The sequence below is a fragment of the Spirosoma litoris genome, assembly GCF_054776755.1.
Genome location: NZ_BAAHBI010000064.1, coordinates 1 through 2,944 on the forward strand (window position 1 = coordinate 1; position 2,944 = coordinate 2,944).

Annotated in this window: 1 protein-coding gene; it reads right to left on the bottom strand. The window is 52.5% G+C overall.

Annotated features, from left to right (window positions below):
* On the bottom strand, nucleotides 1–2,944 hold a 2,944-nt coding region (locus ACYVGR_RS31595), incomplete at both ends, for a DUF11 domain-containing protein (protein WP_460964013.1).

Sequence of the window (2,944 nt, forward strand, 5' to 3'; positions counted from 1 at the left end):
CTGCAGACTAACCGTCAGCCCAGCGGTTCCCCGAATCACGAACCGATCATTGACGCCATCACCGTTGGGCGAGAAACCTTCGGGGATGAAGATCGCCCCATACGTTGGTGGCAGGTTCAGCGCAGTTGCTTCGCGTTCGTTCGAATCGGTTGGGTTGCCATTGTCATTCAAGTCGGGGTTCAACCCACTCGTCGACACGTCACTCACCGTACCTGACTTGGCAATAGCCTGCCCATACGCTGAGTTGAGGAACGTACTCGTGCTACCGCTCGAGGCCACATTCACCACCACCTGAATCGTATCGACTTTACCCACCGCCAGCGTACTGGTACTGTCGCCCAGAACAAGCAGCGGATCGGAACTACCGTTGAAGTTCGGGTTCAGTTTCAGCGCACTACCCGTTGAGGTGATCATCGGTGCGCTCACCAGCGTGTAGGTCGACCCGGTCAGGTTGTTAAAGACCTTCGACAGGGTATCGCTTACGCTGACACTCTTCAGTGGATCAGGGCCGTATGCTTTCACCACAATCTGATACGTTACGTTGTAACTACCATCTGATTGACGGACCGTATCGCGAACGGCCATCGCCAGCCCAATGTGCGAATCAGCCGAAACGCTGTTCAACACAATCGGCGTGGTCTGGCTGTTATTGCGAGGGTCCAGGTCATTATCCGGGTCATCGTTGGTACCCGCCGTCGACACGTCTTCGACTACGTCATCGGTTGGCGTCAGGGCCGAAGCCAGGGCTGTGTTGTAGAAGGTCAGCGAGTCGGCATTCCGCACATCGACCCGAACCGTGAAGCTCAACGTGGCTTTAGCACCCACCGCCAGCGTACTGGCCGTATCGACCAGCATATTGGTGATCAGGCCCTGACCCGAGTAATTCGGATTGACCGTTACCGTACCAACCCCTGAAACCGAGATCTGATTGCTGACAATCAAGGCACCATGTCCAAAGGCTCCGGAGAGGTTATCCACCACCTGAACCTTTTTGAGCGGTACTGTACCCAGGTTGTTGAGCGCAATCGTGTACGGAATATCGTAGATTCCAGCCGATACCAGCGTTGGCGTACCTACCGACTTGGCAACCCCGAGTAAGCCTTTGGGCAGATCGAAGCGAACCCCAGTTGACACAGCGCCTTCTGGCGTCGGATCGAATCCATTGTTGGAGATGTCCATCACATCACGAGCACCATTAAAGAAGTAATCTCCGTGAGTCCATGCCTTAGCTATAGCATTGGTGTAGAACGGCCCATCGTTACCATGAGTCTTCACATTGACAGTGAACACCAACGTATCTTGTGCTCCAGGCATTAAAAAGGAGAGATCGGGTCTCAACATGTTAGGCTGGGTTCCACCGTTGAAGCTGGGATCGGGAGTCAAATTACTATAATCTGGCGATTTACGGGGAGTAGCCACTACACTGAACGAGGCTGGCGACACAAATACCTTCGTTAAGGTATCCAGAATTGACACACCAAGCACCTTTTCACCGGTAAAGTTCTTAATCGTCGCCTGGTAAGTAACGTTATATGAACTATCGGGCTGCTGTTCGACCTTAATAACCGCCAGCGCCAGACCAATACCTGGTAGCGGCTGACTAGCTCCTAAGGTGAAGCTGGTAACGACTGAGTTGTTAGTCGGATCACCGTCACCGTCTGAGTCAGGTAAACCATCGTTCGACATATCCGTTACAGTCGTCATACTGTTCGCGGCCGATGCCATGGCAATGTTGTAGAACGCTTTGGTCGTATCACCAACAGCCCGTTTCACCGTCACATCCAACTGCAAAGACTGGCCAGTATGAGGGGGCAAGTAGGTTTCCTCAGCAAGCAGCATATTGGAATTAGCCCCTATACCTGTAAATCCTTTATTAACGGCCAAATAATTAATAAATGGATATTGTTTCTCGCGCACTACAGCGGATACCACTGTATTTGGTCGGAAAGCATAAGCCAGATCATCACTTATCTGAACGTTCCTCAGCGTATCGTCGCCAAAGTTTTGCACATAGAACGAATATGAAACTTTGATGAGCGAATCTCCTTCGACTTTTGGCTGCCCAAGTACTGACTTCGCTAACCCGATCATACTGGCTTTATGAGCCATCGTATCTTTCACGGTTACGCTCGAACTGTTGTTAGCCAGGTCGGTGTCCTTATTGTCCAGATAGGTAATCTCCCCTTTATTGACAATATCCACCCCTTTCTTAACAATCCGGGCGCTGAACACCAATTGCGTGGAAGCTCCTGCTTTCAGACTGTCAATTCGTTTGGTAATCACCCCATTGACGAACGTAAAGGCAGGCGATGCACCTGGAAGTAGTTGCAGACCATTAGGCAGTACGTCGCGCACATCGATGTTGTAAGCTGTATGCGGACCCGCATTGCTCACCGTCAGCGTGTAGGTTACCGGCGCGCCATTGACCACGTTCTGGTTAACCGTTTTGGCGATGCTCACATCCGTATCCAGCGTATCGGTGGCACAGTTGAAGACGCGCACCACCACTTTCGACGGATGGCTTACGCATCCCTGTGCGTTTCGTTCGACAATCCAGTACGTACCTTCACAGACGGAGTCTGGGCGAATCACGATGTTGGACGTGTTGCACTCGCAAATCCGATAGGTGTAGGTGCTACCCGCCGTTGTCGATGACAGCGCCTGGGTCAGATCGACAATTTTCGACGGGCAGGTATTGCGCAGATTGTGGACCAGTGGTGGCAACACGGGGTTAGCCACGTTCACCGGTACATCAGCCGATTTCACCGAGGTGCAGCCTTTGTCGCTGATGACCTGTACGCTATAGACCCCACTCTGTTTCACCACGATGGTCTGCGTAGTGGCTCCGTTGCTCCAGTTGTAGCCTGCATAGCCGGCAGGGGCTTTCAGGATCACCGAATCCCCGGAGCAGAGCTGGGTACCGCCAACGACCGTAATAACGGGG